This is a genomic window from Flavobacterium pokkalii (genome assembly GCF_014596575.1).
GTDB classification, from domain to species: Bacteria; Bacteroidota; Bacteroidia; order Flavobacteriales; family Flavobacteriaceae; genus Flavobacterium; species Flavobacterium pokkalii.
In genome coordinates, this window is record NZ_NASZ01000029.1 from 15,448 (window position 1) to 42,128 (window position 26,681).

At 36.0% G+C, this 26,681-nt stretch carries 24 protein-coding genes, 2 tRNA genes and 1 pseudogene; 14 read left to right on the forward strand and 13 right to left on the reverse strand.

Annotation, left to right across the window (positions count from 1 at the left end):
• Positions 1–28 precede the first annotated feature (28 nt).
• The 3 genes from lptB to B6A10_RS14865 all read right to left on the reverse strand — a co-directional run bounded on the left by lptB (position 29) and on the right by B6A10_RS14865 (position 2,628).
• Positions 29–769, reverse strand: a complete 741-nt coding sequence (gene lptB, locus B6A10_RS14855) for an LPS export ABC transporter ATP-binding protein (protein WP_026714591.1) — start codon at positions 767–769, stop codon at positions 29–31.
• Between the two features lie 84 nt (positions 770–853).
• Entirely contained in the window at positions 854–1,663 is an 810-nt protein-coding gene (gene tatC / locus B6A10_RS14860) for a twin-arginine translocase subunit TatC (RefSeq protein ID WP_188221484.1), read from the reverse strand.
• Complete coding sequence (locus B6A10_RS14865) at positions 1,663–2,628, reverse strand: KpsF/GutQ family sugar-phosphate isomerase (RefSeq protein ID WP_188221485.1); 966 nt, start codon at positions 2,626–2,628, stop codon at positions 1,663–1,665. Before B6A10_RS14865 ends, tatC begins: the two co-directional genes overlap by 1 nt.
• 85 nt (positions 2,629–2,713) lie before the next feature.
• On the opposite strand from B6A10_RS14865, the gene B6A10_RS14870 reads away from it, so the two are divergent.
• Positions 2,714–4,909: a RecQ family ATP-dependent DNA helicase gene (locus B6A10_RS14870; protein WP_188221486.1), complete on the forward strand. Its 2,196-nt coding sequence runs from the start codon at positions 2,714–2,716 to the stop codon at positions 4,907–4,909.
• A gap of 122 nt (positions 4,910–5,031) precedes the next feature.
• Here B6A10_RS14870 and B6A10_RS14875 read toward each other — a convergent pair whose 3' ends face one another.
• Complete coding sequence (locus tag B6A10_RS14875) at positions 5,032–5,271, reverse strand: hypothetical protein (protein ID WP_188221487.1); 240 nt, start codon at positions 5,269–5,271, stop codon at positions 5,032–5,034.
• 54 nt (positions 5,272–5,325) lie between these two features.
• Here B6A10_RS14875 and B6A10_RS14880 point away from each other — a divergent pair, with 54 nt between their 5' ends.
• Positions 5,326–5,499 carry a hypothetical protein gene (locus B6A10_RS14880; RefSeq protein ID WP_188221488.1) on the forward strand — a complete coding sequence of 58 codons (174 nt, stop codon included), beginning with the start codon at positions 5,326–5,328 and terminating at the stop codon, positions 5,497–5,499.
• A gap of 50 nt (positions 5,500–5,549) precedes the next feature.
• Positions 5,550–7,130, forward strand: coding sequence for an NAD(P)/FAD-dependent oxidoreductase (locus B6A10_RS14885; protein ID WP_188221489.1), 1,581 nt, complete (start codon positions 5,550–5,552; stop codon positions 7,128–7,130).
• 155 nt (positions 7,131–7,285) lie between these two features.
• Here the strand turns inward: B6A10_RS14885 and msrA are convergent, their stop codons facing one another.
• Both msrA and msrB read right to left on the reverse strand, forming a co-directional pair.
• Positions 7,286–7,897 (reverse strand): peptide-methionine (S)-S-oxide reductase MsrA, encoded by a 612-nt coding sequence (msrA, locus tag B6A10_RS14890; RefSeq protein ID WP_188221490.1) that lies wholly within the window; start codon positions 7,895–7,897, stop codon positions 7,286–7,288.
• Positions 7,898–7,912: 15 nt separating this feature from the next.
• Complete coding sequence (gene msrB, locus B6A10_RS14895; RefSeq protein WP_188221491.1) at positions 7,913–8,464, reverse strand: peptide-methionine (R)-S-oxide reductase MsrB; 552 nt, start codon at positions 8,462–8,464, stop codon at positions 7,913–7,915.
• Between the two features lie 234 nt (positions 8,465–8,698).
• Here msrB and idi point away from each other — a divergent pair, with 234 nt between their 5' ends.
• The 7 genes from idi to B6A10_RS14930 all read left to right on the forward strand — a co-directional run bounded on the left by idi (position 8,699) and on the right by B6A10_RS14930 (position 11,785).
• Positions 8,699–9,226, forward strand: coding sequence for an isopentenyl-diphosphate Delta-isomerase (gene idi / locus B6A10_RS14900; protein ID WP_188221492.1), 528 nt, complete (start codon positions 8,699–8,701; stop codon positions 9,224–9,226).
• Between the two features lie 21 nt (positions 9,227–9,247).
• On the forward strand, positions 9,248–9,658 hold the full coding sequence (locus B6A10_RS14905; RefSeq protein ID WP_055093027.1) for a 6-pyruvoyl trahydropterin synthase family protein: 411 nt from the start codon (positions 9,248–9,250) through the stop codon (positions 9,656–9,658).
• Entirely contained in the window at positions 9,658–10,107 is a 450-nt protein-coding gene (locus B6A10_RS14910; protein WP_188221493.1) for a peroxiredoxin, read from the forward strand. The genes B6A10_RS14905 and B6A10_RS14910 overlap by 1 nt, the downstream gene beginning before the upstream one ends.
• A gap of 97 nt (positions 10,108–10,204) precedes the next feature.
• Positions 10,205–11,170: a type I phosphomannose isomerase catalytic subunit gene (locus B6A10_RS14915; protein ID WP_188221494.1), complete on the forward strand. Its 966-nt coding sequence runs from the start codon at positions 10,205–10,207 to the stop codon at positions 11,168–11,170.
• 55 nt (positions 11,171–11,225) lie between these two features.
• Positions 11,226–11,492 carry a hypothetical protein gene (locus B6A10_RS14920; protein ID WP_055093020.1) on the forward strand — a complete coding sequence of 89 codons (267 nt, stop codon included), beginning with the start codon at positions 11,226–11,228 and terminating at the stop codon, positions 11,490–11,492.
• 79 nt (positions 11,493–11,571) lie between these two features.
• A tRNA-Thr gene (locus B6A10_RS14925) sits at positions 11,572–11,645 on the forward strand.
• 66 nt (positions 11,646–11,711) lie between these two features.
• Positions 11,712–11,785 (forward strand) — tRNA-Thr (locus tag B6A10_RS14930).
• A gap of 113 nt (positions 11,786–11,898) precedes the next feature.
• On the opposite strand, the gene lgt is transcribed toward B6A10_RS14930, so the two are convergent.
• From lgt to B6A10_RS14960, 6 genes are all read right to left on the reverse strand, one after another.
• Positions 11,899–12,825 carry a prolipoprotein diacylglyceryl transferase gene (lgt, locus tag B6A10_RS14935; protein WP_188221495.1) on the reverse strand — a complete coding sequence of 309 codons (927 nt, stop codon included), beginning with the start codon at positions 12,823–12,825 and terminating at the stop codon, positions 11,899–11,901.
• A gap of 65 nt (positions 12,826–12,890) precedes the next feature.
• A complete protein-coding gene (gene yidD / locus B6A10_RS14940; RefSeq protein ID WP_188221496.1) occupies positions 12,891–13,139 on the reverse strand; it encodes a membrane protein insertion efficiency factor YidD in 249 nt (82 codons plus the stop codon).
• 54 nt (positions 13,140–13,193) lie between these two features.
• The gene (cysS, locus tag B6A10_RS14945; RefSeq protein ID WP_188221497.1) at positions 13,194–14,672 is read right to left on the reverse strand and encodes a cysteine--tRNA ligase; all 1,479 of its coding nucleotides are present in this window, start codon (positions 14,670–14,672) and stop codon (positions 13,194–13,196) included.
• Positions 14,673–14,737: 65 nt separating this feature from the next.
• Positions 14,738–15,103 (reverse strand): four helix bundle protein, encoded by a 366-nt coding sequence (locus B6A10_RS14950; RefSeq protein ID WP_394354339.1) that lies wholly within the window; start codon positions 15,101–15,103, stop codon positions 14,738–14,740.
• A 52-nt stretch (positions 15,104–15,155) separates the two neighbouring features.
• Positions 15,156–15,827, reverse strand: coding sequence for a GTP cyclohydrolase I FolE (gene folE / locus B6A10_RS14955; RefSeq protein ID WP_188221499.1), 672 nt, complete (start codon positions 15,825–15,827; stop codon positions 15,156–15,158).
• A gap of 190 nt (positions 15,828–16,017) precedes the next feature.
• The gene (locus tag B6A10_RS14960; protein WP_055093008.1) at positions 16,018–17,214 is read right to left on the reverse strand and encodes a pyridoxal phosphate-dependent aminotransferase; all 1,197 of its coding nucleotides are present in this window, start codon (positions 17,212–17,214) and stop codon (positions 16,018–16,020) included.
• A 125-nt stretch (positions 17,215–17,339) separates the two neighbouring features.
• Between B6A10_RS14960 and B6A10_RS14965 the strand changes: the two genes are divergently transcribed.
• Entirely contained in the window at positions 17,340–18,680 is a 1,341-nt protein-coding gene (locus B6A10_RS14965; RefSeq protein WP_188221500.1) for an aspartyl protease family protein, read from the forward strand.
• A gap of 42 nt (positions 18,681–18,722) precedes the next feature.
• Here B6A10_RS14965 and B6A10_RS14970 read toward each other — a convergent pair whose 3' ends face one another.
• Positions 18,723–19,112: a DUF1573 domain-containing protein gene (locus tag B6A10_RS14970; RefSeq protein ID WP_026714611.1), complete on the reverse strand. Its 390-nt coding sequence runs from the start codon at positions 19,110–19,112 to the stop codon at positions 18,723–18,725.
• 237 nt (positions 19,113–19,349) lie between these two features.
• Between B6A10_RS14970 and B6A10_RS14975 the strand changes: the two genes are divergently transcribed.
• The 3 genes and pseudogenes from B6A10_RS14975 to B6A10_RS14985 form a co-directional block, all read left to right on the forward strand.
• The gene (locus tag B6A10_RS14975) at positions 19,350–21,983 is read left to right on the forward strand and encodes a valine--tRNA ligase (RefSeq protein WP_188221501.1); all 2,634 of its coding nucleotides are present in this window, start codon (positions 19,350–19,352) and stop codon (positions 21,981–21,983) included.
• A gap of 969 nt (positions 21,984–22,952) precedes the next feature.
• Complete coding sequence (locus B6A10_RS14980; protein WP_188221502.1) at positions 22,953–24,176, forward strand: 3-oxoacyl-[acyl-carrier-protein] synthase III C-terminal domain-containing protein; 1,224 nt, start codon at positions 22,953–22,955, stop codon at positions 24,174–24,176.
• A 498-nt stretch (positions 24,177–24,674) separates the two neighbouring features.
• A pseudogene (locus B6A10_RS14985) lies at positions 24,675–26,681 on the forward strand (PKD domain-containing protein); the annotation flags it as partial.

Consider the following 26,681-nt stretch of genomic DNA (forward strand, 5'->3'; position numbering starts at 1 on the left):
GATTTACTCAAATAACGTAATTTTTTTCTTAAAACTCTAATTTCTTTTTTCTTAATTCGAAATTTTGTCCCAGATACACTCTTCTTACCATTTCGTCTTCAACTAATTCTTCCGGTTTTCCCGCTTTTAGGATTCCACCTTCAAACATCAGGTAGGTTTTATCAGTAATAGCCAATGTTTCCTGAACATTGTGGTCGGTAATCAGGATTCCGATATTTTTGTTTTTTAACTGTGCAACAATTCGTTGGATATCCTCAACAGCAACCGGGTCAACTCCTGCAAAAGGTTCGTCTAACAGAATGAATTTTGGATCCGTTGCCAGACAGCGTGCAATTTCTGTACGACGGCGTTCTCCTCCGGATAATAAATCGCCACGGTTAGTACGAATGTGTTCCAAACTGAATTCGGCAATCAGGCTTTCCATTTTGGCAATTTGGGCTTCTTTGGAAAGTTTGGTCAATTGCAAAACACTTAAAATGTTGTCTTCGATACTTAATTTTCTAAAAACCGAAGCTTCCTGAGCCAGATAACCAATTCCCTGTTGTGCTCTTTTGTACATCGGGAAATGCGTAATGTCAGTATCATCAAGATGAATGTTTCCGGCATTAGGTTTTACCAATCCCACAATCATATAAAAAGAGGTGGTTTTTCCGGCTCCGTTTGGTCCGAGTAATCCCACGATTTCTCCCTGATTTACTTCTACCGAAATGCCTTTTACAACACTTCTTCCTTTGTATGTTTTTACTAAATTATCGGCTCTTAAAATCATCTTGTGTTGGTTTTTGACTCAGTGTATAGCTGTTTCTTCGACAAATTAACGAATAACCCAATAAACAAATAGCGATATTAACAATTAATTATTCTTTTCTTTTTTAGAAACAAAAACAGAAATAAAAATACTGGCTTCGTAAATTAATAACATTGGTATCGCTACAATGGTTTGACTTACTACGTCTGGCGGAGTCACAATAGCAGCTACAATCAAAACGATTACGATGGCATATTTTCTATATTTTCTTAAGAAATCAGGAGTTACTAATCCTAATTTGCTTAAGAAATAAATAATTATTGGTAATTCAAAAAATAATCCGCTGGCAATCATGGAGGTTTTTACCATTCCCATATAGGAATCCAGGGTGAATTGGTTGATTACTGTTGGGCTAATGGTAAAAGTAGCTACGAAATTAACCGACATTGGGATAACCACAAAATACCCAAAAACAACTCCTAAAAAGAATAATAACGATGAAAAAAAGATGAAAATTTTAGCATTCTTTTTTTCGTTATTATAAAGTGCCGGACTGATAAATTTCCAGATTTCCCATAAAATATAGGGGAAAGCGAGGATGAAACCAAAAAGGATACACATCCAGATGAAAACATTGACCTGACCTTCCATTTCGGTATTTTGAATGATAAAAGGCATTTCGGTAATGCAAATGCTGTCGGCAAAACCTAAGCTGTGTGATAATTCACAAAAATAAACATAGGTGAAAAAGCTTGGTCTTGTTGGGCCAAAAATAACCGTGTCAAATAAATAATCGCTAATCAAATAAGCGAAAACTGACATGATAAGTATAGCAACAGTACTTCGAACTAATAACCATCTTAAATCTTCCAGATGGTCTAAAAACGACATTTCGTTTACATTTTTTTTTGCCATTATAGGATTCCTTCTTTTAGTATATCGTGTAGGTGTAAAACGCCTTTATATACTCCGTTGTCAATTACAATAAGTTGGGTTATGGAATGGTTTTCCAAAATTTGCAAAGCATCAATCGCCATCGTTTCTGATGAAGTTGATTTTGGGTTTCGGCTCATGATGTCTTTAGCGGTCAAATCGGTAAAATTATCGGTATCGTTGAGCATTCTACGAATGTCACCATCGGTAATGATTCCTGTTACGGTATCATTTTCAATTACGGCAGTAACACCGAGTCTTTTTTCGGAAATTTCGAAAATAACTTTTTTTACCGGAGTGTCCGGAGTTACTATTGGTTTCTGATTGTGTTCGATTAAATCTTTTACTTTTAGCAGTAATTTTTTTCCTAAAGCCCCTCCCGGATGGTATTTGGCAAAATCTTCCGGTTTGAAATCGCGCATTTCCATTAAACAAACTGCTAAAGCATCGCCCATGACCAATTGGGCTGTGGTGCTGTTGGTAGGAGCCAAATTAATGGGGCAGGCTTCCATGTCAACAGTAGTGTTTAGAACGAAATCGGAACCTTTTGCGAGAGCCGAATTACTGTTGCCGCTGATTCCAATGAGTGGATTTCCGTCTCTTTTTAATAACGGAATGAGTGCTTTGATTTCAGGACTGTTTCCGCTTTTAGAAATGCAAATAATTACATCGTTTTCCTGAATCATTCCTAAATCTCCGTGAATGGCTTCGGCAGCATGCAAAAACATGGATGGAGTTCCTGTGGAGTTAAAAGTAGCTACCATTTTTTGACCGATAATAGCGCTTTTTCCAATGCCGGTAACAACTAAGCGACCTTTTGATTGAAAGATTATTTCTACAGCTTTTGAAAAATTTTCATCTAAGTAATCGATTAATTTTACAATTGCTTCACTTTCAGATAATATGGTTTTTTTGGCAATGGCCAATATATTTTCTTTGGATGTCAAAACAGAATGTTTAAAATTTGTGTGTGAAAAAGAAATTTGTATCTTTATGTGATGCAAATTTATACAAAATACCAGATAATAAAGAATGAATTCAAACGAAATTGATATCCATAAAGAATTAAAGAAATATTTCGGCTTTAGTCAATTTAAGGGGTTACAGGAGCAGGTGGTGACAAGCCTTCTCAAAAAACAAAATACTTTTGTTATCATGCCCACAGGTGGAGGGAAATCGTTGTGTTATCAGCTGCCTGCTTTAATTCAGGAAGGAACTGCGGTAGTAGTTTCTCCATTAATTGCCTTAATGAAAAATCAGGTTGATGCAATAAGGAGTTTGTCTTCAGAGAATGGCATCGCTCATGTTTTAAATTCTTCACTTACCAAAACGGAAATTGCTCAGGTAAAAAAAGATATTACTTCCGGATTAACTAAATTATTGTATGTTGCTCCCGAGTCTTTAACAAAAGAAGAAAATGTGACTTTTTTAAAAAGTGTCCCTATTTCTTTTGTGGCTATTGACGAAGCACACTGTATCTCGGAATGGGGGCATGATTTCAGACCCGAATACCGAAATCTGAAAAATATCATCAAACAAATTGGGGATGTGCCGGTGATTGGACTTACAGCGACGGCTACTCCAAAAGTTCAGGAGGATATTTTGAAAAATTTGGATATGGCCAATGCGGTTACTTTCAAGGCTTCTTTTAACAGACCTAATTTGTTTTACGAAGTACGTACTAAAACCAAGAATGTTGAATCGGATATTATCCGTTTTATTCGTCAGCATAAAGGGAAATCAGGTGTTATTTATTGTTTAAGCCGTAAAAAGGTAGAAGCGATTGCCGAGGTTTTGAAAGTAAACGGAATCAGTGCTGTTCCGTATCATGCCGGATTGGATGCTAAAACCAGAGCCAAACATCAGGATATGTTTTTGATGGAAGATGTAGAAGTGGTGGTGGCAACCATTGCTTTTGGAATGGGAATTGACAAACCCGATGTGCGTTTTGTAATTCACCATGATATTCCAAAATCTCTCGAAAGTTATTATCAGGAAACCGGTCGTGCCGGCCGTGATGGAGGTGAAGGACATTGTTTGGCTTATTATTCCTATAAAGACGTAGAAAAATTAGAGAAATTCATGTCGGGAAAACCAGTTGCCGAACAGGAAATTGGTTTTGCCTTGTTGCAGGAAGTGGTGGCTTATGCCGAAACTTCGATGTCCAGAAGAAAATTTTTACTCCATTATTTTGGTGAAGAATTTGACAGCGAAACAGGAGAAGGGGGCGATATGGACGACAATGTAAAAAATCCTAAAACCAAAGTAGAAGCCAAAAATGAAGTGGTAAAACTTTTGGAAGTTGTTCGGGATACGAAACATTTATACAAGTCCAAAGAAATTGTTTTTACTTTAATAGGTCGTGTAAACGCTGTAATTAAAGCACATCGTACGGATTCACAATCTTTTTTTGGTTGTGGAGCCGAACATGACGAAAAATATTGGATGGCTTTGTTGAGACAAATTTTGGTTGAAGGCTATTTGTCAAAAGATATTGAAACCTATGGAATTGTAAAAATCACCCAAAAAGGATTGGATTTTATCGAAAATCCTACCTCTTTTATGATGTCTGAAGATCATGAATATACCGACGCTGACGATGAAACAGTGGTAGCAGCTTCTAAGTCCGGAGGAACTGCCGATGAAGCTTTGATGGAAATGTTGCGTGATTTGCGTAAAAAAGTTGCTAAGAAATTAGGTGTTCCTCCGTTTGTGGTTTTTCAGGAACCTTCTTTGGAGGATATGGCGTTGAAATATCCGGTAACATTAGCTGAATTAACCAATATTCATGGTGTGGGAGAAGGAAAGGCTAAAAAGTACGGAGGGGAATTTGTGGCTTTGATTAATAGATATGTTGAGGATAATGATATTATTCGACCGGATGATTTGGTAGTGAAATCCACAGGAACCAATTCGGCGAATAAATTGTATATTATTCAGAATATTGACAGAAAACTGCCTTTGGATGATATAGCTAAAGCCAAAGGTATGACGATGGATGCTTTGATTAAAGAAATGGAGCAGATTGTGTATTCCGGAACCAAGCTCAATATCAAATATTGGATTGACGATATGCTGGACGAAGATCAGCAGGAAGAAATTCACGATTATTTTATGGAATCAGCCACAGATAAAATTGAAGAAGCTTTAAAAGAATTTGATGGCGATTACGATATTGATGAGTTACGATTGATGCGTATTAAATTCATCAGCGAAGTAGCGAATTAGATTTTAGATTGCAGACTTAAGACTTTAGATTTCAGATTGATTCTTTTTATAAAGTGTTAATCTGAAATCTTTTTTTGTTTCTGCCTTCTGTTTTCTGAGCTCTGCCTTCTAAAATCTGCGCTCTATTCTGTAAAAAGTTCCCCTCGATGCGGTTTTAATGCATCCCTTACCTGAATCATATTTTCATCCGTGACAACCATAAAAGCTATGGCGTACATTTCGTCATAAATTTCAAATCCGGTGATGTTCAACGGAAGTTTTTCAATTGCAATATATTCTTTTAGGTGAATTTCGTGATGTTCGGCGGTTTTGGCGGAAGCAGGACCTCGAAAATCCCATATCAATTTTATTTTTCTGGACATTTTTTTAAAGTTGCAAAGATTTTGAATCACAAAGGTACAAAGTCTCTTTTGAAAATGAATAATCTGCTTATGAGTTTGGATGTTACCAATGCTTCGGGAGTGAACCGTCTTGGAATGTCATTTCAAAATAGTATTTTTGCAGCTTCTTTTCATATGCTGATATTTATTGTTTTTTATCGGACATATGTAATTCGCATAAACTGTATTGGTGATTACAAATTAATTTAAGTTTATGCTCATTTCATAAATAGAAAAGCTAACAGAATAATTCAGTCATTATGCCCAAAGAACTTTTACTTCAGCTAAGTCCGGAAATTGCTGCCAATGAATCTTTGTTGAGAGAGTATTTGTCCAAACAAATAAAAGTAGCTGTTTCCGAAATTCAACATGTTGTTATTTTGAAGCGCTCTATTGACGCCCGTCAAAAAGCGATTAAAATTAATTTGAAAGTTCTTATTTATTTACAAGGCGAAGCTTTTCAGGAGCAGATTTCTCAACTTCCGGATTATCCTAATGTATCGAATGAACAGGAGGTAATTGTAGTAGGAGCAGGACCTGCGGGTCTTTTTGCTGCTTTGCAGTTAATAGAATTAGGCTTGAAGCCTATAGTAATTGAAAGGGGGAAAGAGGTAAGAGGTCGCCGCCGGGATTTGAAAGCGATTAATCGGGATCATATTGTAAATGAGGATTCTAATTATTGTTTTGGAGAAGGAGGTGCCGGAACTTATTCGGATGGAAAATTATATACCCGTTCTAAAAAACGTGGCGATGTGAATCGAATATTGGAATTATTGGTAGCTTTTGGTGCTACTCCGGATATTTTGGTAGAAGCGCATCCGCATATTGGGACTAATAAATTACCAAAAATTATCGAAGACATTCGTGAAAAAATTAAAGAATGTGGCGGTCAGGTTTTGTTTGAAACCCGGGTGACGGATATTTTGGTGAAGAATAATGAAGTGGAAGGAGTGGTAACTCAAAACGGTGATAAAATTTTAGCTAACAAACTGATTTTGGCTACCGGACATTCAGCCAGAGATATTTTTGAATTATTAGATCGAAAAAAAATACTGATTGAAGCCAAACCTTTTGCATTGGGTGTTCGTGCCGAGCATCCGCAGACATTAATTGACAGTATTCAATATAGTTGTGATTTTCGAGGTGAATTGCTGCCACCTGCGCCTTACAGTATCGTGAAACAGGTAGGAGGAAGAGGAATGTATTCTTTTTGTATGTGTCCCGGAGGTGTTATTGCGCCTTGCGCCACCAGTCCGGGAGAAGTGGTTACGAATGGTTGGTCACCGTCTAAAAGAGATCAGGCAACGGCTAATTCCGGAATTGTGGTCGAATTGAAACTGGAAGATTTTAAGCCTTTTGCGAAGTTTGGTGCATTGGCTGGAATGGAGTTTCAGAAAAGCATCGAGCAAAAAGCCTGGCATTTGGCAGGGGAAACACAGAAAGTTCCTGCTCAAAAAATGATTGATTTTACACAGTCTAAAGTATCTAAAGAAATTCCAAAAACTTCTTATGTTCCTGGGACTGCTTCGGTAGAACTGGGACAGGTTTTTCCGGGTTTTTTAACGCAAATTATGCGTCAGGGATTTACGGAATTTGGAAAGTCGATGAAAGGTTATCTCACTAATGAAGCAATTTTGCATGCACCGGAATCCCGAACTTCTTCGCCGGTGCGTATTCCAAGAGACGGAATTACATTAGAGCATTTGCAAATAAAAGGTTTGTATCCATGCGGAGAAGGAGCCGGTTATGCGGGAGGTATTATTTCGGCTGCGATTGACGGTGAAAAATGTGCTTTGAAAATTGGTGAAGCTTTAAATAAAAAACCTCGAATTGTAACTTAATTCGAGGTTCTGTGTTTTTAGACACGAATTACATTGATTTACACTAATGTTTCGTTTTAATCTAGCGAATCAGTGATATTTAGGCATAAAGTTTACGTAATTTAAAGTTTATGAATCTGTGTTGATTTGTGAAATTTGTGTCTGTTTTCTATTTGTTATTTCTTTTTCAAACGGTCTTTAAAAACCTTTTCAAATTTTTCCAGTTTGGGTTGGATGACCAGTCGGCAATACGGTTTGTTTTTATTGTATTCGTAATAATCCTGATGGTAATCTTCGGCTTCATAGAAGTTTTTAAAAGGCTCAACTTTTGTGACTATTGGACTGTTGTAAACTTTATTTTTATTTAATTCGTTAATGATTTCCTGAGCAGCTTTTCGTTGGGAATCATTGCTGTAAAAAATAACTGAACGGTATTGAGTGCCTACATCGGCTCCCTGACGATTTAAAGTAGTAGGGTCGTGAACGGTAAAAAATACTTTCAGAATTTCATCCAGATTAGTTTTCGTTTTATCATAAGTAATTTGTACTACTTCGGCGTGACCGGTTTTTCCGGTGCAAACTGCTTCGTAACTCGGATTTTTTACTGTTCCTCCCGAAAATCCGGAAATTACTGTTTTTACTCCGACCAAATTTTCAAAAATGGCTTCAATACACCAGTAGCAGCCTCCTCCTAATGTTATGGTTTCGAGATTAGAATTTGCTGCCGGTTTTTTTTGGCTGAAAGCACTTAGTGAGATCAGTAAAATAATTAAAAAAGACTTTTTCATGTGGATTTGATTGATTTATTGGTTATCCGGAACAAAATCAAGCGCAATGGAATTCATGCAATATCTTTTTCCGGTAGGAGGAGGGCCGTCGTCAAAAAGATGACCTAAATGTCCGCCACATCTGCCGCAAAGTGCTTCAATTCGTTCCATATTATAAGAGAAATCGTTTTTAAAAATGATGCTTTTTTTGTTTTCCTGTTCAAAGAAACTTGGCCAGCCGCAACTGCTGGAAAATTTAGCTGTAGAACGGAATAATTTATTGCCACAGGCAGCGCAATAATAGGTTCCTTTTTCATCGGTATTCCAATATTTTCCGGTAAAAGCTCTTTCGGTTTCAGCTTCGCGCATGACTAGATAAACGTCTTCGGGAAGTACTTTTTTCCATTCGGCGTCCGTTAAATTAAGTTTGGTGGTGTCGGAATTGGAATAATAAGGATTTCCCGGTTTGTTGATTTGCTTGTTCGTGATGACAGCTTTCTCTTCCGGTAATTTTTTGTTTTGTCCGCAGGCGGTAACAATGAAAAACGGTAAGAAAAAGAACGTATTAATAAAGATGTTCGTTTTCATAATTATGTTTTTGTTTTTGAAGTTTAGTGTTAATACAAAGATAACGAGCAAATTGGCTAAAAATGATGTGAACTCTGTAATTTAACGGCTATTTAGGTGTTGTTTAACGTTTGATTACCATATACGTTTAAGATTGTCATTTGGTTTTTGGTTTCGTTTATTAATTCGAAAGAGAACGTTAAAGGCTGTTTGTTTCCTTATCTTTTTTGTATTTTTGTCTAGCTATAAAAGAATATGACAGAAGAAAACGTAATACTGGTTAATGAAAAAGATGAGCCAATTGGGTTAATGCCAAAATTAGAAGCTCATGAAAAAGCGGTATTACACCGTGCCTTTTCGGTTTTTATTTTAAATGAAAAGAATCAATTGATGTTGCAACAACGGGCACATCATAAATACCATTCTCCATTGTTGTGGACTAATACCTGTTGTAGTCATCAGCGTGAAGGTGAAAGCAATCTTCAGGCAGGAAATCGTAGGCTGAAGGAAGAAATGGGGTTTCAGACCGAATTAAAAGAATTGTTTCATTTTATTTACAAAGCTCCTTTTGATAACGGATTGACCGAGCATGAACTGGATCATGTGATGATTGGGTATTACAATGAAAATCCGGTAATTAATCCTGAGGAGGTAGAAGCCTGGAAATGGATGGATATTGAGGCTGTGAAAGAAGATATTTCGGTTCATCCGGAGCTTTATACGGTTTGGTTTAAGATTATTTTTGAAGAATTTTATCATTATTTGGAAGAACATAAAGTTTGAAATTGGTTTTAAAACAGGATTATGAAAGTAACTATTAGTAGAAAAGCCCATTTTAATGCTGCTCATCGTTTGTATCGAAAAGACTGGACGTTTGAGCAAAATGATGCTGTATTTGGAAAATGCAATAATCCTAATTTTCACGGTCATAACTATGAGTTGGTGGTGAGTGTTACCGGAGCTGTTGATCCGGAAACCGGTTTTGTGATGGATGCTAAAATTTTAGCAGATATTATCAAAATAGAAATAGAAGATGCTTTTGATCATAAAAACCTGAATTTGGATGTGCCTGAATTTGAGAATCTGAATCCAACGGCCGAAAATATTGCTATCGTAATTTGGAATAAAATCAGAAAAAGAATTGAATCTAAATTTGAATTAGAAGTCGTTCTTTATGAGACTCCCCGAAATTTTGTAACCTACAAAGGATTGTGATGGCTTTAAAAGAAGGAGATCACATTCCGGGTTTTACAGCTAAAGATGCTGCGGGAAACTTGTTTGACAGTCGGTCAGTTATTGGTCAAAAAGCAGCAATTATTTATTTTTACCCTAAAGATGATACGCCTCAATGTACCGCTCAGGCTTGCGGTTTTCGGGATAATTATTCTGAATTTTTAAATTTAGATATTGCCGTAATTGGAATTTCTTCGGATGATGTGGCTTCGCATCGTGATTTTTCTCAAAAATATAATTTGCCTTTTATTTTATTGTCGGATACAGATCAGTCTGTTAGAAAACTTTTTGGCGTGCCTTCCAAATTTTTTGGGTTATTGCCGGGAAGAGTCACTTATTTAATTGATAAAGCCGGAGTGATTCAAATGGTATTTGAAAGTATGAGCGGGATGAAGCATGTTCGTAAAATGTTAGAGAAAATGGTAAAATAGTCTATAAGATTGAATAAAAAGTACTTGTTTTTAAAGACTTGGACGCTTTATATTTGACTTTGAAAATAAAAACACTACACTAAAAATAAATTTAAAAATGAAGAATGTCTATCCGTTACAGTTTGTACCCATTTTGAAAGAGCGAATCTGGGGAGGAGAAAAATTAAAAACGGTTTTAAATAAGTCGATTGAATCGGTTACTACCGGAGAAAGTTGGGAGTTGTCCACAGTTGAAGGTGATGTAAGTGTGGTAGCTAACGGAGCATTGGAAGGACGTACTTTAATGCAATTGATTGATGAATCACCTAATGAAATTTTAGGGACTGCGGTTTATCAAAAATTTGGAAAGCAATTTCCGTTATTGTTTAAATATTTAGATGCACGCGAAGATTTGTCGATTCAGGTGCATCCTAATGATGAATTAGCAAAGGAGCGTCATAATTCTTTTGGGAAAACCGAAATGTGGTACATCATGCAGGCTGATGCAGATGCACGTATTATTGTTGGATTTAAAGAAAAATCAAATGCGGAAGAATATGTTTCGAATCTAAAAAATAAAAGTTTGCTTTCTATCCTTGATGCTGTAAAAGTAAAATCGGGAGATGTTTTCTTTTTGGAAACCGGAACGGTTCATGCAATTGGTGCCGGATTAGTAGTGGCTGAAATTCAGCAAACTTCGGATATTACCTATCGAATTTATGATTTTGACCGGGTAGATGCGCAAGGAAACGAAAGAGAATTACACATTGATCAGGCTTTAGATGCGATTAATTACGATAAAGTTGATACTTATAAGCAATATGCCAAAGAAGTCAATCGATCTAATTCGGTTGTTGATTGTCCTTATTTTACAACTAATTTTATTCCCTTGGATGGAGAAATTAATATGAGTAAAAACGGGGAGACTTTTACGGTTTATATGTGTGTTGAAGGGGTATTTGAAATAGCATATAATGGAGTGAAATACAGTTATAAAAAAGGGGATACGGTATTGATTCCGGCTGCAATCGACTCTTTTGTGCTGAGCGGAAAAGCTTCTGTTTTAGAAATTTACATTTCATAGTGACTAATAAAAAGTTTATACGTACTTTTGCAAACGCAAATCAAAATTAAATAAAATGGCAAACGTTAAGAATTTAAAGAAAGACATCAACTACGTTTTAGGGGATATTATTGAGGCAATTTACTTGTTTGAACTTTCAACTACAGGTAAACCTACAGAAGAAACGAATAATTTGATTGACGAAGCTATTGCTGCTTTTGATAATTTAATCGCAAAAGTGAATGCTAAGAATGTAGAAAATAAAAAAGCACACTTCAAGCAAATTAATGCGGAATTGGAACAAACTGCAAATCAATTGATTGCTAAAATCAACGAATTGTAGTCGGTAAAAAGCGAAAAAAAGTGCAAATTTCCTTTGGAGAATTAAAATTCAGCTGTATATTTGCACCCGTAATAATGACGCCGATGTAGCTCAGCTGGCTAGAGCAGCTGATTTGTAATCAGCAGGTCGTGGGTTCGAGTCCCTCTATCGGCTCAAAAAACCATCTAAATTTTAGGTGGTTTTTTATTGAGATTTCAATAAAACATTATTACAAAAAATGCCGATGTAGCTCAGCTGGCTAGAGCAGCTGATTTGTAATCAGCAGGTCGTGGGTTCGAGTCCCTCTATCGGCTCAGGAAAAACCATCTAACGTTGTTAGGTGGTTTTTTTGTTTTTGGGCTGTTTGGATTTTTAGAGCAAAAAAAATACCGCTAAAAAAGCGGTATGTTGTTGAGTTATGTTGAAATTATATTTTTACCGGTTTTTCGGCTGTAAAAATAAAGTAAAAACCAATCAAAATAAATGGAATACTAAGCCATTGTCCAGTTGAAAGTAATCCTAAGGCACTTTCAAATCCGCCCTGACTTTCTTTAACTGATTCGACTACCATTCGAACAGAGAATAATAAAACCAGGAATAATCCAAATAAGAAGCCTGATTTTTTTCTGGCTTCGGTTTTCCAGTATAAGTAAAACAAAATAGCAAATACAAAAATATAGCAAAAGGCTTCGTACAGCTGTGTTGGGTGTTTTACCGGAACTTGTGCCAGTAAATTGGCAAATTTAGGATTGGTTGCAATTGCGGTATAAGCTTCTTTTGGATTCGGGATTTGTGTCAGATTTACAGCGTCGGATTTGCTGTAGTAATCATGAAGAAATTTGATTCCGAAAGCAGAAGAGGTTTCTTTTCCAACAATTTCAGAATTGAAAAAATTCCCTAATCTAACAAAGATAGCGCCACTGGCAACGGCAAGAACAATGCGGTCTAAAATCCACAACAAAGGTTTTTTCAGAATGTTTTTGCTGTAAAAATACATCGCAACAATAATAGAAATTGCTGCTCCGTGACTGGCTAATCCCTGATAGCCTGTAAATTCAAATTTTGGTGTGAATCGGAAAGGTAATATGATTTCAGATAAGTGGTTTCGGAAATATTCCCAATCGTAAAAGAAAACATGTCCCAATCGGGCGCCAATTAGTGTGGCAAGAACACTCCATACAAATAAGGAGTCCAGTTTTTCTAGGGATTCATTTTCGCGTTCGAAAACGTTTTTCATAATATACCAACCCAATCCAAATGCAATCACAAACATTAAGCTGTAATATCTAATTACAAAAAAACCTAAATCAATACCTTCGGATGGATTCCATACGATGTTTAAAGCCTGTGTCATGTAATTTTGTTTTTTTATGAGTTGTAAAATTAAATATTTAAAGTAAAATGAGTACTAATGAAAGGTTAATGTTTGTGACAATCCTTTTTTTTAGGTACCGGATCGTAACCGCTTTTTCCCCAGGGATGACAGCTGAAGATTCTCTTTATTCCCAAAAATCCGCCATAAAATAAACCGTGTGTTTTTAAGGCTTCAATCATGTAGGCCGAGCAACTTGGAGTAAATCGACAAGTTGCCGGAGTCAGTGGAGAAATCACTAATTGGTAAATTCGAACCAATATTATGAATGGAAATATGATGATTTTTGAAAACATTTTTATGTTTTTAGGATTCACAAAAGAAAAATATTTTCAATCTTCTTTTTTAAATTAGATGCTGAAAGTAGTCCCTTCTTTGCTGTCTTTTAATTGGATACCTAAGGCAAGTAGTTGGTCTCTGATGTGATCAGACATGGCGAAATCTTTATCTGCACGTGCTTTGTTGCGCATGTCAATCAACATGTTAATGGTGCCTTCCAGTTTGTCGTTACTGCTGTCTGCGGCTTTTTGGTTTTCCAAACCTAAAACATCAAACACAAAAGAATGGATTGCCGAAATAAGTGTTTCTAAATCGGCAGCGGTGATGCTCTCTTTGTTGTCTTTTAATAAATTGATATAACGAACACCTTCAAATAAATGAGCGATTAAAATAGGAGTATTGAAGTCGTCATTCATAGCATCATAGCAAAGTTGGTTCCAATTTGCAATATCCAAAGTGCTGTTGGTGCTAGTTTTGATTTGTTTTAAAGCATCGATAGCCTCCATTAATCTTTTGTATCCTTTTTCGGCAGCGACAATGGCTTCGTCCGAAAAATCAAGAATGCTTCTGTAGTGTGCCTGTAACATGAAGAAACGAGCTACTGAAGCCGGGAAAGCTTTGCTTAAAATAGTGTTTTCTCCGGTTAGGATTTCTCTTGGCAAGATGTTGTTTCCGGTAGATTTGGCCATTTTTTTACCGTTTAAAGTAAGCATGTTGGCGTGCATCCAGTAATTTACCGGAGATTGCCCGGTGCAAGCTTCGTTTTGGGCAATTTCACATTCGTGATGCGGGAATTTTAAATCCATTCCGCCACCATGAATATCAAAATGATTTCCCAGGTATTTAGTGCTCATGGCAGTGCATTCCAAATGCCAGCCCGGGAAACCGTCGCTCCAAGGCGAAGGCCAACGCATAATGTGTTCCGGTTCGGCTTTTTTCCAAAGTGCAAAATCCTGGGGATTTCTTTTGTCAGATTGTCCGTCCAAATCACGGGTATTGGCCAGCATGTCTTCGATATTACGACCACTAAGTTTTCCGTAATTATTAGTTTCATTGAATTTTACCACATCAAAATAAACCGAACCATTCGCTTCGTAACCAATTCCGGCATCAATAATCTTTTTGATAATTTCAATTTGCTCAATAATATGGCCTGTTGCAGTAGGTTCGATACTTGGTGGTAAAAAATTAAAAGCTTTCAGAATTTCATGAAAGTCAACGGTATAACGTTGAACCACTTCCATAGGCTCTAATTGCTCTAGGCGTGCTTTTTTGGCAATTTTGTCTTCCCCTTCGTCCACATCATCTACTATGTGTCCTACGTCGGTAATGTTTCTAACATATCTCACTTTGTAGCCCAGATGAAGTAAATATCTAAAGATCACGTCAAATGACATGAAAGTTCGTAGGTTTCCAAGATGTACGTTACTGTAAACTGTAGGTCCGCAAACATACATTCCAATGCTTCCTTCGTTTATGGGTACAAAAGTTTCTTTTTCTCCTGAAAGTGAATTGTATATTTTTAGTGTTTGAGTATTGTATGAGGACATAAAGGGTGTTGTTTAATCGTTTAATTGTTGATTCGTTTATTTGCTTAATGAAGTGAATAAATGATTCAATTTTGTTCTTGTGAAATATAGTATTTCTTTAAACTATTGATCTGATTACAAATTTTTTCTAAATTTTCTCTGCAGTGAAGGTATTCTTCTTCTGTAATATAATCAAGATCTATTGAGATTATCAGGTGATTTAATGTTTCTGTTGCAGAAGAATACGAAATCGTGAGAAAATATGCTTTGTCTTTATTGGTATTTCTCGAAGTTCCTTCGGCTATATTTGTTGCGATAGATGATGCACTTCTTTTTATTTGAGAAGTGATGCCATATATCTCACTTGATGGAAAATTAGCAGTCAATTTATAAATTGTCAAAATTAATTCTCTTGAATTTTGCCAAACATCAAGTTTTTCAAATGAAAACATGTACATATTTAATTCGATTTAACGATTAAACATACTGCAATTCAACATTAAATTAGAATTTAGTTTCCAGTTTAATGTAATCTAAAAATTCTCTTCGACATTGTGCTTCTTTGAATTTTCCTCCAAATTCAGAAGTTACCGTGCTGCTTTCGATATCGCTAACCCCTCTTGAGTTTACACAAAGGTGTTTGGCGTCAATAACACAGGCAACATCTTCTGTACCTAAAGCTCTCTGTAATTCCTGAACAATTTGCATAGTAAGACGCTCCTGTACCTGAGGTCTTTTAGAAAAGTATTCTACAATACGGTTCATTTTAGATAAACCAATTACAGTGCCGTTAGAGATGTAAGCAACATGCGCTCGACCGATAATTGGTAATAAATGGTGTTCACAGGTAGAATAAACAATGATGTTTTTTTCAACAAGCATTTCACCGTATTTGTAATTGTTGTTAAAAGTAGAGGCTTTTGGTTTTCTGGATGGATTTAAACCACCAAAAATTTCTTTAACAAACATTTTGGCAACTCTGTTAGGAGTGCCTTTTAAGCTGTCGTCAGTTAAGTCCATTCCTAAAGTTACCAGAATGTTTTCGACATCTTTTTTTATTTTTTCAATTTTTTCGTCATCCGAAATAGCAAAAGCATCTTCTCTCATCGGATTCTTTGCACTTGTACTGATGTGGTTGTCTCCTATTTCGTCGTGCGTTTCTTCGTTGTGTATCATTAAATACTACTATTATAGTGGGTGTTATTTTTAAAGGCTGTAAAGATAATTAATAAAAATCAAAGATTTTCTATCGGTTTGGATAAAAAAATAAGCTGTTTTATGGGGTAATTGTGGTATTCTTTTAAACAACAAAGACAATAACTTTAGAAGCGGTTATTGTCTTTGTTTGTATTTTTAAAAATTACTTTTATCGGGCATTATAAGTAGCTATGGCGTCTTTTAAGATATGAACCGCTCTGGTTAGGTCTTCTTTATTAAGTACATAGGCAATACGTACCTGTTTTAGTCCCATTCCCGGAGTGGAGTAAAATCCGGCTGCCGGAGCTACCATAACGGTTTCGCCATTCAAATGGTAACTTTCTAAAAGCCATTGAGCAAAAGTTTCGGTGTTATCGACCGGAAGTTCGGCAATGCAATAAAAAGCAGCTTTTGGAGGTGTTACTTTTACACCTTCAATTTTGTGTAATTCGTCAATTAAAGTATCTCTTCTGTCTTTGTATTCTTTGATAACTTCGTCAAAGTAACTTTGCGGAGTGTCAATAGCGGCTTCACAGGCAATTTGTTCGATTGTTGGCGGACATAAACGCGCCTGAGCGAATTTCATTGCAGTAGCAATTACTTGTTTGTTTTTGGTAACCATACAACCAATTCGGGCGCCACACATGCTGTAGCGTTTGGAAACCGAATCTATCATAATTACATTTTGTTCCAAACCAGCTAAGTTCATTACAGAATAATGGCGGTCTTTTTCATCATAGATGAATTCTCGGTACACTTCATCGGCAATCAGGAATAGATCGTGTTTTTTAACTAATGCTCCTAATTGTTGGATTTCGGATTCCGAATATAAATTTCCGGTTGGGTTACTTGGATTACAAATTAATATTGCCTTGGTTTTTGGTGTGATTAATTTTTCGAAAGCTTCGATAGAAGGCAGGGTAAAACCGCCCTCAAAATCGGAGTTTACAGGAATAACAGTGGCACTGGATTCTTCGGAAAAAGCATGATAATTGGCATAAAAAGGCTCGGGAATGATAACTTCATCTCCCGGATCCATAATGCTTCCCATTGCAAATAATAAGGCTTCAGAACCTCCGGTTGTAATCATGATGTCTGAAAAATCAACTCTTACATTTTGATTGGTATAAAACTGAGCTAATTTTTTTCGGTAACTTTCATAACCCGCCGAAGGACCGTATTCAATAATATCCATTTGGATGTTTTTGATGGCTTGCATGGCTATTTCCGGACTTTTAATATCCGGTTGACCTATATTTAAGTGATATACTTTTAGGCCTTTTTTGTTAGCTATGTCAGCAAATGGAGCCAATTTTCGAATTGGCGATTCAGGCATTTTTCGTCCTCTTATTGAAATCTCAGGCATGTTACTAAAAATTTGGTGCAAATTTGCAATTTTTTTTTTGAACTGACCTATTGATAGATTTACAATTTGAAATTTTAGTTGCTAAAAAAGGAGGATTTTTGTTAACTTTATGAAAACTGCAATTCATGAAAAAAATTATCCTGTTTTTTTTTCTCTTTGGTTTTGCAACTCCAGTGTTTTCACAACAGGGGTTTGAGTTTATTAAAAATAACAGCAGCAGGATAACAATTCCCTTTCAGCTTATTAATAATCTGGTTTTTATTCCGGTTCAGGTTAACGGGGTTGAACTTCTTTTTTTGTTAGATTCCGGAGTTCAGGAAACAATTTTGTTTGGTTTTGAAGATGTTAAAGAACTCAATTTGAATCATGTTGAGAAAATAAGTATTCAGGGACTGGGAGGTAATGAGGCGGTTGAAGGACTTAAATCTTCCGGAAATGTGTTGCTTATTGATAAAATGCAGGCTGAAAATTATTTGTTGTATCTGATTTTAGATCCTTCGTTTAATTTGTCAAATTATGTAGGGGTTACTGTTAACGGAATTATTGGTTCAGCTGCTTTTCGGAATCATTTGGTGGCGATTGATTACGACAAGAAAAAAGTTAACTTTTATCAGTCGGATTCCAAGTATGTGAAGAGAATTCAAAAAAAGTACAGCAGTATTCCGCTTTCGATAGAACAGGGGAAACCTTATGTTAATTCGATTGTAAATATTAAAGAGGAAGAAGTTCCTGTCAAACTTTTAGTCGATTCCGGAAATAGTGATGCGGTGTGGCTTTTTGACCAACTTTCCAGTAAAATTGAAATCCCTGAGAAGTATTTTGAAGATTATTTGGGGCAGGGACTCAGCGGAGCCGTTGAAGGGAAAAGAGCCCGGATTGATGCATTTGAAATTGCAAATTTCCAATTTCGTTCGCCAATAGTTGCTTTTCCGAATATTCATTCTTTAAAAAATATCAGTTTACAGCCCAATCGGTTGGGGTCGTTAGGAGGTGAAATTTTAAAACGATTCACGGTGGTTTTTGATTACAAGGGCGAAAAAATGTATTTGAAGAAAAATAAAATGTACAGGAAACCTTTTACTTATAATAAGAGTGGAATTGAAATATGGCATAGCGGAGTGCAACTGGTGAAACAATTGGTGGCAATTCCGGATAATTCCATCGTTTTGCATGCTGAAGATGTTAAGGGAGATAATTCCAGAGGGAATAATTTGGGGTATAAAATTAAAATGTCGCTGAAACCGGTTTATGAAATTGGGTATGTAAGAGCCAATTCGACTGCGGCTCAAAGTGGTTTGAAAACCGGAGATGTTTTGGTTTCGATTGACGGGAAAGAATGTTACAATTATTCGTTGGAAGAAATTAATGCGCTGTTGTGGTCAGAAAATGAAGTTTGGGTTGTTTTAAGGATTCTGCGGGAAGGGCAACCGATGGATTTTAAATTTCATTTGAAGAATGTTTTATAAAAAAAATGCTTCCAGAATTTTCGGAAGCATTTTTATTAGGTTTTATAAAGAGACCACTTCTCCTTTTATTTTTAAAGGAATTCGTCCTTCGTCGTAGTTGATAGCGTTGGATTCTACCGTAATTGTTTTTCTAATTGGTCCGGGAGTCATGTTGTATTTAATGTCTATTTTGCTGGATTTTCCCGGTTGCACCGTTTCGTTTTGTTTGGATAAAATGGTACAGCTCGTTGTGGATTGAACGGAATAAATAATCAACGGAGCATCGCCGGTATTGGTGTATTCAAAAGAGCGAATACCGTTGTCGCTGTTCTTATTTATTACTCCGTAATCAATAGTGTTATTTTTGGCTTTGAATTCTATTTTAGCTCCCTTCTGGGCAAATCCAATGCTGCCAAAAAATAAGATTGCTATAAATGTGGTTATTTTTTTCATTTGAATTGGTATTATAAAGTAAATATACTTTGTTTTAATTAGTACACAAATTTTTATTTCCCTTTTTATAGTGTACTTTATTATTTACTTTTGTTCCCAATTTTAAATTACAAAAATCGAACCAATTTTTTGGGTTTATTTGTTTAACTGTTTAATCGTTTAACTGAAAGATTCAAAAAACGATTAACAAAGAACAAATAACGATTAAACAAATTAACGATTAAACAAACCTAGTAAATGGCAATTCCCGCACAATTTGACGCTAAAACAATAGAGCAAAAATGGTATGATTACTGGATGAAAAACAATTATTTTCACTCAGAACCAGATCACAGAACCCCTTATACGATTGTTATTCCTCCTCCCAATGTAACAGGAGTTTTGCACATGGGGCACATGTTGAATAATACCATTCAGGATGTTTTAATCCGCAGAGCCCGTTTGAAAGGATTCAACGCTTGTTGGGTTCCGGGAACAGATCATGCTTCTATTGCTACTGAGGCTAAGGTTGTGGCGAAATTAAAAGCGGAAGGAATCAATAAAAATGATTTATCTCGCGAAGAGTTTTTAAAACACGCCTGGGAATGGACGGATAAATACGGAGGAACTATCTTAGAACAGTTAAAAAAACTAGGAGCTTCCTGTGATTGGGAAAGAACCAAATTTACTATGGATCCGGATATGTCCGCTTCTGTAATCCGTTCTTTTGTTGATTTGTACAACAAAGGATTGATTTATCGTGGTTACCGTATGGTGAACTGGGACCCGGAAGCCAAAACTACTTTGTCTGACGAAGAAGTTATTTATGAAGAACAACAAGGAAAATTATTTTTCTTAAAATATAAAATTGAAGGTTCGGAAGATTATTTAACAGTAGCCACAACCCGTCCGGAAACTATTTTTGGAGATACAGCTATTTGTATCAATCCTACCGATGAGCGTTTCACACATTTGAAAGGTAAAAAAGCGATTGTGCCTATTTGCGGCAGAGTAATTCCGATTATTGAAGATGAATATGTAGATGTAGAATTCGGAACCGGATGTTTGAAAGTGACGCCTGCGCACGACATGAACGATAAAACATTGGGTGAAAAACACGACCTTGAAATCGTTGATATTTTTAATGAAGATGCAACTCTGAACAGTTTCGGATTGCATTATCAGGGGAAAGACCGTTTTGTGGTTCGTGCTGAAATTGCCAAAGAATTAGAGGCTAGCGGTGACTTGGTTAAAACTGAAATTCACCTGAATAAAGTTGGAACTTCTGAAAGGACTAAGGCTGTTATTGAGCCAAGATTATCCGATCAATGGTTCCTGAAAATGGACGAATTGGTAAAACCGGCTATCAAAGCGGTTTTAGAAGACGGAGATATTAAGTTACATCCATCTCGTTTCAATAATACCTATGCACATTGGTTGAATAATATTCGCGATTGGAACATTTCCCGTCAATTGTGGTGGGGGCAACAAATTCCTGCTTACTATTACGGCGACGGAAAAGAAGATTTTGTGGTTGCTGAAACTATTGAAGAAGCTTTGGCTTTAGCCAAAGAAAAAACTTCTAATTCCCAACTTCAAATTTCTGACTTAAAACAAGACGCAGATGCTCTTGATACCTGGTTTTCATCCTGGTTGTGGCCAATGTCGGTTTTTGGAGGAATTATGAATCCGGAAAGCGAAGATTTTAAATATTATTATCCAACGAATGATTTGGTTACCGGTCCGGATATTTTGTTTTTCTGGGTAGCCAGAATGATAATTGCCGGATATGAATATGCGGGAGATAAGCCATTTACAAATGTCTATTTGACTGGTTTGGTGCGTGATAAACAACGTCGCAAAATGTCTAAATCCTTAGGGAATTCACCGGATCCATTAGATTTAATTGATAAGTTTGGAGCCGATGGAGTACGTGTAGGATTATTGTTGAGTGCTTCGGCTGGAAACGATATCATGTTTGACGAAGAATTGTGTAACCAAGGAAAAGGATTTTCGAATAAGATTTGGAATGCTTTCAAATTGATTAAAGGTTGGGAAGTTTCAGAAACGATTGCTCAACCAGAATCATCCAAAGTAGCTATCGAATGGTATGAGGCGAAGTTGCAACAAACTTTGAAGGAGATTGAAGATAATTTTGAGAAATACAGAATTTCAGATGCTTTGATGGCTATTTATAAATTGGTTTGGGATGATTTCTGTTCCTGGTTCCTGGAAATGATTAAACCGGCTTACCAACAACCAATTGATAAGCTGACTTTTGATAAGGCTATCGAAATGTTGGAAAATAATTTAAAATTATTGCATCCATTCATGCCTTTCCTTACAGAGGAAATTTGGCAGAATATTGCTGAAAGAACTCCGGAACAGGCTTTAATTGTTTCGACATGGCCGGAAGGAAAAGCTTTCAATGCTAATTTGATTTCAGATTTTGAAAATACTATTGAAGTGATTTCAGGAATCAGAACGATTCGTAAGGATAAAAACATTCCGTTTAAAGACGCGATAGAGTTAAAAGCAATCAATAATGAAAATGTTTCTACATATTTTGATTCGATTGTTTCGAAATTAGGTAATGTTGCTGCTTTTGAATATGTTACTGAAAAAGTGGACGGAGCTTTGTCTTTCCGTGTAAAATCTAACGAATATTTTATTCCAATTACCGGAAATATTGATGTAGAAGCTGAAATTAAAAAACTGGAAGAAGAATTGAAATATACACAAGGCTTCTTGAAATCAGTTCAGGCAAAATTGTCTAACGAGAAGTTTGTGGGTGGTGCTCCGGAAAAAGTGATTACTATGGAGCGCAAAAAAGAAGCTGATGCTTTAGCAAAAATTGCTACTATTGAACAAAGTTTAGTTGCTTTGAAATAATTTTTAAGCATACACAATTAATTAAAAGCCAGAATGACTGACGTTATTCTGGCTTATTTTTTTGTAAGTATAAACGTTTTTTTTAATTTGCTTTAGCTTTTTTTCTTACAATGAATTGCATTTCATCGATAAAAATAACAGATTGGCTGTTTTAAGTTTTTTTTAACATTTGGTTTTCTTAATGTTAATTTAATTCCAATTAACTTTGATAATCAGATTCTTAGAGAAAGCTTTTTCTTCTGAAAAAAAGCGTCTTTTGGATCTTGAATGTATAGCCGTTAAGTCCCTCAAACTTACCCTTTCATTAACCTATTGTTTGGTTTTGTTTTAAAATTAATGTGATTAATAAATGCTTGGTTCGTTACAACTCCAAACAGTTTATTTTTTACAATGTAATGATAGTAGGTTCCTTCATAAAATATTATGAAGATTGTTTTTACAGCTTTTCTTCCCCAGTCTGAAAAAGCATGCTTGTAACCATTTCTTTTTTTAAGTAATTAAAAACTGTTGTTTAATAGTTTTTGGTTCGTAAGGATAGCTCAAAAGGTATCTTTATACAGAAGTTTACATTGTGGTATTTTTCCATGATGCATTTTGTAATTGTTTTTTTTCTTTCGAATATATTTCCCCAAATTTTTCTTTTTGGATAATTATGAAATAAAATTACGCTTCTTCCGGTAAATAACAGTTTCCAGGTATTGGAACAGATGTTATTCTTTTTTGAAAAGGATTGCATTATTTCTTTGTTATTAATTCCGTTTTTTAGTATTACCGCGGCAATTTTGTGGATTAAATTTATTCCAATTTGAGCAATGTTTGAATGCGTAACAAGTTGGTATTTAGTTTTTTTTAGTTAGTTTTTTTAATTTGTTGCGTTTTGCTAAAGGTTGAAAGGGGAATAATAATCACAAAGCTATTTTTTAAGAAGTTTTCACTTAAAACTTTAATAGTGAGTTAAATTTTAAGGTTATGAAAAGCATTATTCTTTCCAATTTTCATCCGATTCAGGTTGGTGAATTATTTGAGCAGGACAAGCTCAATCAGTACACCAAATTTTTATATTATCATTTTCAAAATATTCCTATTGTGGAAAATACAGGAAATTTAGAAGAGACAACGAAGGAATCTGTCGGTTTTGATTATATCTCCGATCAGGTGGATAAGTATTCGGTTTCTTCTGAAAGTATAAATAAAAGACAAATTATCATTTTTGAAGGAGTTAGAAAATTTATTGAAAATATCATGAATGTTCGCTCTCCTTTGGATTATCATTTTCCGGATGGATTTGAAGTAAAAGAAGGAAAATCTTTTGGACCTAAAATAGAAGTTAGGATGGAGTGGTTTAAAACTAAAATGGGCTATGTTTTCGATCAGTTTTATTTAAAAACTACTACTCCGCCTGAAAATTTAATTCATGTTACCTGTTCGGGTTATTCTTCGCCCAGTGTGGCACAGGAAGCGGTTATTGAACGCAATTGGAACAATGTACAGGTTACCCATTCATATCACATGGGATGTTACGGAGCCTTTCCGGCAATCCGAACCGCCCGAAGCCTTATAGCTGCCAGTTCAGAAAATGGCAGAGCCGACGTGGTGCATACCGAATTGTTGTCGGCACATTTGAATCTAACGGAATTTTCTCCGGCCAATACCATGATTTGTTCGCTCTTTGCCGATGGATTTATAGGCTATTCTTTGTATGAAGAAAATGCTTTTATGGCCGATCACTCAGTTTTGGAGAAAAAAGGGCTTCGCATTTTAGCCTCGCACGAGGTAATTATTCCGGATTCCTTAGAAGATATGTCATGGGATTTAGGAGAATATAATTTTTTGATGACGCTGTCTAAAAGAGTTCCGGTTTTTATTCGAAAAAACATTAAAGAATTTTTGACGACGCTTTGCGAAAAAAGTGGTGTGAATCTGGATGAAGAGAAGGCGCAGATGTATTTTGCCATTCATCCCGGAGGACCTAAAATTATTGATTATGTGGTAAGTGAGCTCGGGATCTCCGACAATCAGGCACGATGGTCTTATGCTGTATTGCGTAATCATGGCAATATGTCTTCGGCTACCATACCCTATATTTTGGATGCTATTATCAATGATGTTACTATAGTGTCAGGAACTCGGGTAATTGCGATGGCTTTTGGTCCCGGTTTGACAGCGACGTCTTTATTATTTGAGAAATTATAAGTTATTTTTATTGAAATAAAGTTTTACACTTCACGGCTAGTTTTTATTGAAAATCAGGATTGATTTCATCAATTTGATTTTTTCAGATGGCGAACTTCATTATTATATGAAGAAAATTATCTAACGGTTATCTCCCCCAAGTTTGATAACTATTTAAAACCTGACTTTTGTTGGTTTCATTTTTCAGAAGCAACATCTAATGTTGTGGTATTTTGCATTGCTAATAAGGAAATTCTTTGGCTGTAAATGCAATTGCTGTTGCTACACATTTCCTTTCTCCAAATCTTAGGAATATTGTGATTTTCCTACTTCGATAATTGTATTTCGATGTGTTTGATAATGCCTGACATTGTAGACCATCGGAGCGGTTGTATTTAATTTTTTTATATGAAAGAGGTTTACTTCAATGACTATTTGAAGCTGTTTTTTATAATAGTTTTCCCTCAAATCTTTTATATACCTATTTAATATAATTTATGACATAAAAATACTATTATCATGAAAAAAAATATTTTTTATACGATGCGGGGTGCGACAGTCTGTTGGCGTGCTTTGTTAGATGGTTGGCGTCAGACATTTATTTTTTGTCTGCTGTTTGGACTGATGTTATTTACCGGAAATATTACGATTGCTCAAAATATCAAAGGAATTGTGCCGGTACAGTATCCTATTAGTGGTTCCGGGGTTGATGGAGATGCCTGGGCACATGAGCCTATTAGTACTATTTATGAGAATGTAGGGGATTTGTTTGATAGACAATTTGGTAATCCTATGTACCCTGGGGATGTGGTAAATAATGGAGTCCTGGATTTTTCGAATGGGTCACTTCTTTATCCGGGGTTTACATTCTTTTTACAAGATCGTTATGTTGATGATTTAACCATTTTTACTTCTTCTAATAAAATTAATGATAATCCAAATACTTATACTTGGGGGCCGGGATCTTCGCCTAATAAAAATGAGATTCAAAATGCCGGAGCTCATTTTTCTTATGGTAGTCCCTCTGTGACCGGAGGAGTAAGTGTTGATGGATTGACTTTTGTGAATGGAACAAGTAGACAAGGTGTTTCAACTGATTTATGGTGTCTCTTTGCTGGTGATCGTCAGGTTACTAATGGAAGTAGCTATATTGATTTTGAGTTTTTACAAAAACCCTTAACTATAACCGGAGCTACATTTGGACCGGTAGATCCTAATACAGGTATAGCACCAATTACCGGTGGTAGTGGAGCGTTTTCTAGTTTGGGTACAGATGGAGGGCGTACAGTTGGCGATATATTAATCACTATTGAGTTTACTCAGGGAGGTGGAGACGCAACAGTTGTAATTCGAGTTTGGAAAGCAAAAGCCGGAGGAGGATTTGAGTATGTCGTAGTGCCTAATGATACTTTTCCTGGAAATATTTTCTGTACGAATAATAGTGTAACTACCACAGTACCTTTTGATGCTTATGGTGTTACTCCGGGGACTTATGCACCAAACCAATGGGCTGAAGGGGCAATTAACTTAACAGAAGTATTTAAAAATACAAGTCCTAATGATCCTTGTTTTAATATTAGTACTCTGTTTATTAGAACCCGTTCTTCAGGAAATTCGGCTCAATCAGAGTTAAAAGATTTTCCTGGAGCTCCTATTCAATTGAATTTGAATTTGATTCCAATTGCGAATGCAGGAGCTGATTTTACCAAAACCTGTACTTCTAACCCGACAGGTAAAATGATTGGAGAAACTCCGGAAGCCGGATTTACTTATTCCTGGTCACCAACAACTGGTTTGAGTGATCCTAATATTGCAAATCCAATTGCTAATCCAACGGAAAATACTACTTATACAGTTACTAAAACTAAAACAGGTACGGTATGTAGTAATATGGATAGTGTGGATGTAACGGTTAATGTTGCTCCGCCAAATGCAGCAGCAGGAGATGATAAAGTGCTGAATTGTACGATAACTTCGATTGCCTTGAGTGGTTCTTCTTCAACAGCAGGAGCTACTTTCGCCTGGGTTGCCAGCAATGGAGGACATATTGTTTCAGGTGCAAATACAGCAACACCAACAGTTGACATGGCTGGTACTTATACCTTAACAGTTACTGATCCGGCTAATGGCTGTACAGCTACTGATGTTGCTTTAGTGACTCTAAATAATACTCCTCCTAATGCTAATGCAGGAGCAGATAAAGTATTGACTTGTACTATAACTTCAATTGCTTTGAGTGGTTCTTCTTCAACAGCAGGAGCTACTTTTGCCTGGGTTGCCAGCAATGGTGGACACATAGTTTCCGGAGCCAACACTGCAACACCAACAGTTGATATGGCTGGTACTTATACTTTAACGGTTACTAATCCGGCAAATGGCTGTACCGCTACCGATGTTGCTTTAGTGACTCTAAATAACACAGCACCAAATGCTAATGCAGGAGCTGATAAAGTATTGACTTGTACTGTAACTTCGATTGCTTTGAGTGGTTCTTCTTCGACAGCAGGAGCTACTTTTGCCTGGGTT

Coding starts and splice junctions, on each gene's coding strand:
- lptB (WP_026714591.1), bottom strand. CDS start 769: ATGATTTTAAGAGCCGATAATTTAGTAAAAACATACAAAGGAAGAAGT.
- tatC (WP_188221484.1), bottom strand. CDS start 1,663: ATGGCAAAAAAAAATGTAAACGAAATGTCGTTTTTAGACCATCTGGAA.
- B6A10_RS14870 (WP_188221486.1), top strand. CDS start 2,714: ATGAATTCAAACGAAATTGATATCCATAAAGAATTAAAGAAATATTTC.
- B6A10_RS14875 (WP_188221487.1), bottom strand. CDS start 5,271: ATGTCCAGAAAAATAAAATTGATATGGGATTTTCGAGGTCCTGCTTCC.
- B6A10_RS14880 (WP_188221488.1), top strand. CDS start 5,326: ATGAATAATCTGCTTATGAGTTTGGATGTTACCAATGCTTCGGGAGTG.
- B6A10_RS14885 (WP_188221489.1), top strand. CDS start 5,550: ATGCCCAAAGAACTTTTACTTCAGCTAAGTCCGGAAATTGCTGCCAAT.
- msrA (WP_188221490.1), bottom strand. CDS start 7,897: ATGAAAAAGTCTTTTTTAATTATTTTACTGATCTCACTAAGTGCTTTC.
- msrB (WP_188221491.1), bottom strand. CDS start 8,464: ATGAAAACGAACATCTTTATTAATACGTTCTTTTTCTTACCGTTTTTC.
- idi (WP_188221492.1), top strand. CDS start 8,699: ATGACAGAAGAAAACGTAATACTGGTTAATGAAAAAGATGAGCCAATT.
- B6A10_RS14905 (WP_055093027.1), top strand. CDS start 9,248: ATGAAAGTAACTATTAGTAGAAAAGCCCATTTTAATGCTGCTCATCGT.
- B6A10_RS14910 (WP_188221493.1), top strand. CDS start 9,658: ATGGCTTTAAAAGAAGGAGATCACATTCCGGGTTTTACAGCTAAAGAT.
- B6A10_RS14915 (WP_188221494.1), top strand. CDS start 10,205: ATGAAGAATGTCTATCCGTTACAGTTTGTACCCATTTTGAAAGAGCGA.
- B6A10_RS14920 (WP_055093020.1), top strand. CDS start 11,226: ATGGCAAACGTTAAGAATTTAAAGAAAGACATCAACTACGTTTTAGGG.
- lgt (WP_188221495.1), bottom strand. CDS start 12,825: ATGACACAGGCTTTAAACATCGTATGGAATCCATCCGAAGGTATTGAT.
- yidD (WP_188221496.1), bottom strand. CDS start 13,139: ATGTTTTCAAAAATCATCATATTTCCATTCATAATATTGGTTCGAATT.
- cysS (WP_188221497.1), bottom strand. CDS start 14,672: ATGTCCTCATACAATACTCAAACACTAAAAATATACAATTCACTTTCA.
- B6A10_RS14950 (WP_394354339.1), bottom strand. CDS start 15,103: ATGTTTTCATTTGAAAAACTTGATGTTTGGCAAAATTCAAGAGAATTA.
- folE (WP_188221499.1), bottom strand. CDS start 15,827: ATGATACACAACGAAGAAACGCACGACGAAATAGGAGACAACCACATC.
- B6A10_RS14960 (WP_055093008.1), bottom strand. CDS start 17,214: ATGCCTGAGATTTCAATAAGAGGACGAAAAATGCCTGAATCGCCAATT.
- B6A10_RS14965 (WP_188221500.1), top strand. CDS start 17,340: ATGAAAAAAATTATCCTGTTTTTTTTTCTCTTTGGTTTTGCAACTCCA.
- B6A10_RS14970 (WP_026714611.1), bottom strand. CDS start 19,112: ATGAAAAAAATAACCACATTTATAGCAATCTTATTTTTTGGCAGCATT.
- B6A10_RS14975 (WP_188221501.1), top strand. CDS start 19,350: ATGGCAATTCCCGCACAATTTGACGCTAAAACAATAGAGCAAAAATGG.
- B6A10_RS14980 (WP_188221502.1), top strand. CDS start 22,953: ATGAAAAGCATTATTCTTTCCAATTTTCATCCGATTCAGGTTGGTGAA.